Origin of the sequence: Nocardia sp. XZ_19_369 (assembly GCF_015355715.1) — a bacterium.
In the GTDB taxonomy this organism is placed as follows: Bacteria; Actinomycetota; Actinomycetes; order Mycobacteriales; family Mycobacteriaceae; genus Nocardia.
In genome coordinates this window covers 1-2,606 of the sequence record NZ_JACVED010000026.1, presented here as the reverse complement: position 1 = coordinate 2,606, position 2,606 = coordinate 1, and the positions used below count along the sequence as shown (strand labels likewise).

Here is a 2,606-nt window from a genome sequence, read left to right as displayed (position 1 = left end):
CCCACATTCGTGGATCGCCTACGAACGCCGGGCCTCGATCACCGCCCTGCGCACGCTGATCGAGCGATGATCCGCGCATAACGCCCGGCTACCGACGGCACCCACGCCGCCGGTAGCCGCGTTGTGCGTTACGGGGACAGTCCGGTCGGGTTGGTCGGGTGGTCCCATCGGAGTCGCGGGGCGGGCGCCACCCGGGGTCGGACCGCCCACCCGCGACCCTCCGAGTCATGTGACAACAGATTTTGTTTCGCGGCGGGCGGTTTGGTGCCCCAGCCCGACGCGCGAGCCTGTGTCTTGCGCGGGCGAGTCCCTTTACCGCTCGTCCGTGCACGGTCATGGGAGCCGATACAGAATGTTCAACGCGACAGTCGATCTCGCGCCCTGTTCGACCGATATGCGGCATTACCGGATGTTGAGCTAGCCGCCGGGTGAGCGGCCTCTTCGGCGGCTAGCCTGCTGGTCCTCGCCGGTCAGCGCACGTTCTCTTCAGGAGCGGGATAGCCCTTGTCGACATCGACTGGTGGAGGCCCGTAAATGAAATTGACCGAAGCGCGACTGGATACCGTTTCGGACGGGACAGAGCCTGCGGTGTAACTCCCCACAGGAGTGCCGGAGGCGTCCACCGCCATGATGACTTCGGGAACAGCGGTTCCGCCGGTGACCACGAGCACGGGCACTCCGTCCACGTACCGCAGGCTCAGCGTTGCTACGTCGGACTGGATCTCGGTGGCGGGGATCACCGCGGCGAGGCGCGCTCAGGAGTCTTCGGGCAGGGCTTCGTCCGGCTCAAGGGCTTCGTCTGCCCCGAGGGCTTCGTCCGGCTGAAGGGCTTCCAGTTCACTGGAATCGCGGTAAAAGAATTGCTCGGGCTCTTGCTCGCCAGACATGGCGTTGCCTACTCCTGCTCGGCCCAGTGCCGACCCACACGAGATCATCTCACGGCGAATGGCCCGCAACGCCCAAATCGGCAGCGGCAGAGACTGACTGGACAGCATGGCCCAAGTCGGGGTTCCGGTAGTAACCGCCGAAAAACCAACGGATATGCCGTGGCTGGTCGCGGGTGAGTCCTGGTTCATCCTGCGGTGATGGCCTGTTGCTGGTTGGCTTGGCTCCCCACGCTATTGGTTGGTGCCGGAGGTCGGGTTCGTGGCGGGCGGCGTACGTCGGGGACCCGCGGTTCCGAATGGCGAGCCCGACATATGCAGAAGTTAGGACTTACTGCGTGCGAAAAGAATCGCTTGCTGAGCTTTCGCATCCGGGTCGAGCAGCATCTGGGCCTCGACCACGAATCCGGCATCGTGCAGCCAGGATGCCACCTGGTCAGGCTGACGGCGGTGGACATGGACCTTCATCGGGTGACCGCCGTAGCCCTCCGTCTTCAACAGCGACTCGTCGCCGACGTGAAACAGGAGTTGCAACGGTCCGCCGGGACGCAATGCTCGGTGGAAGCGTCCGAATACAGTCGGCACCTCGTCGTCTGGGATGTGGATCAACGACTGCCAGGCGAGCAGGCCGGCCACCGAAGCGACGGGCAGGTTCAGTTCCGTCATCGAGCCCACCTCGAACCGCAGGCCGGGGTGGTCGCGCCGGGCCACGTCGATCATCGCCGGGGAGAGGTCGATACCGAAGGCGTCGACACCGAGCTCATGCAGATGGGCGGTGACTTCACCGGGGCCGCAGCCGACGTCCGCGACCGGCCCGCCGCCAGCGGTCCGCACGCTGTCGGCGAACAACGCCAGAGCCGCGCGAAGGTACTGGTGTCCGGCGAGGGCGCCGCGCACTTGGTCGGCATAGCTGACCGCGACCGTGTCATAAGAGGTTCGGGTGTCGGCCAACCAGTCATCCGTGGTCATGACCGGCACGATATTCCATGATCGCGGCGGACTCGGCGCTACCCGAGAACGACGAAGGTGCCTCCACCCGGCCGGGTGGAGGCACCGGTAGGCAGGACGGCATTGCTCATTGCGCGGGCCCCGAGAGACCTTGGCCGACTCTGTCATCCGGGGGCGTGGGCATCGGTGACTGCGGCGAACGGCGGTACGCGTCTGGCCGTGACGTCTGCCCCGACACCGGCCTTGCCCGGCTGTCCTACGACCAAGCCCGCGACCTGCTCGACACCGCCACCGCCGCCGATGGGCCCGGAACCGGCTGGGACCTGCACGAACTGCGCCACTCCGGCCTGACCCACCTCGGGGAAGCCGGGGCCAGCCTGCTGGAACTGATGGCCAAGTCCCGACACCGCAAGGCCGAGAACCTGCGCCGCTACTTCAAACCGTCCCCGCAGGCGATGCGCGAGCTGACCTCGATCCTGGGCCCGGGAGCCGAACGCCGACGCTGACCAGCAGCTACGCCATATCCGTTGATTTTTCGGCGGTTACTACCGGAACCCCAAGTCTGTAGCGTGCACTGTATTCGGCATGTGCGTGCGTCGGGAAGCCCTGTCGACCAAGCGATCTGGACGAACGCCCAACGCGCGCTCCGCGGCATAGAAAGACGTTTAGTGCGTCGGTTTCGGGGACGTGGGGAACGTCCTCCTGATGCGCTTGTCGGGCTTGGTGTCCCATCGCAAGAGCAGGAGGACGTTCCATGAGTAACGGTAGCGGTGT

At 65.7% G+C, this 2,606-nt stretch carries 4 protein-coding genes; 1 reads left to right on the top strand and 3 read right to left on the bottom strand.

Features of this window, described 5'->3' with window-relative positions; translation table 11 throughout:
- Positions 1–470 precede the first annotated feature (470 nt).
- The 3 genes from IBX18_RS41765 to IBX18_RS41755 form a co-directional block, all read right to left on the bottom strand.
- Positions 471–671 carry a hypothetical protein gene (locus IBX18_RS41765; RefSeq protein ID WP_194838947.1) on the bottom strand — a complete coding sequence of 67 codons (201 nt, stop codon included), beginning with the start codon at positions 669–671 and terminating at the stop codon, positions 471–473.
- 84 nt (positions 672–755) lie between these two features.
- Complete coding sequence (locus IBX18_RS42995) at positions 756–887, bottom strand: hypothetical protein (protein ID WP_255528307.1); 132 nt, start codon at positions 885–887, stop codon at positions 756–758.
- A gap of 321 nt (positions 888–1,208) precedes the next feature.
- Complete coding sequence (locus IBX18_RS41755; protein WP_159923576.1) at positions 1,209–1,853, bottom strand: class I SAM-dependent methyltransferase; 645 nt, start codon at positions 1,851–1,853, stop codon at positions 1,209–1,211.
- A gap of 155 nt (positions 1,854–2,008) precedes the next feature.
- Between IBX18_RS41755 and IBX18_RS41750 the strand changes: the two genes are divergently transcribed.
- On the top strand, positions 2,009–2,338 hold the full coding sequence (locus tag IBX18_RS41750; protein WP_228542615.1) for a hypothetical protein: 330 nt from the start codon (positions 2,009–2,011) through the stop codon (positions 2,336–2,338).
- Positions 2,339–2,606: the final 268 nt, after the last annotated feature.

What these genes read in the sequence shown, in the direction of transcription:
- IBX18_RS42995 (WP_255528307.1), bottom strand. Translation starts at nt 887, where the DNA reads ATGTCTGGCGAGCAAGAGCCCGAGCAATTCTTTTACCGCGATTCCAGT.
- IBX18_RS41755 (WP_159923576.1), bottom strand. Translation starts at nt 1,853, where the DNA reads ATGACCACGGATGACTGGTTGGCCGACACCCGAACCTCTTATGACACG.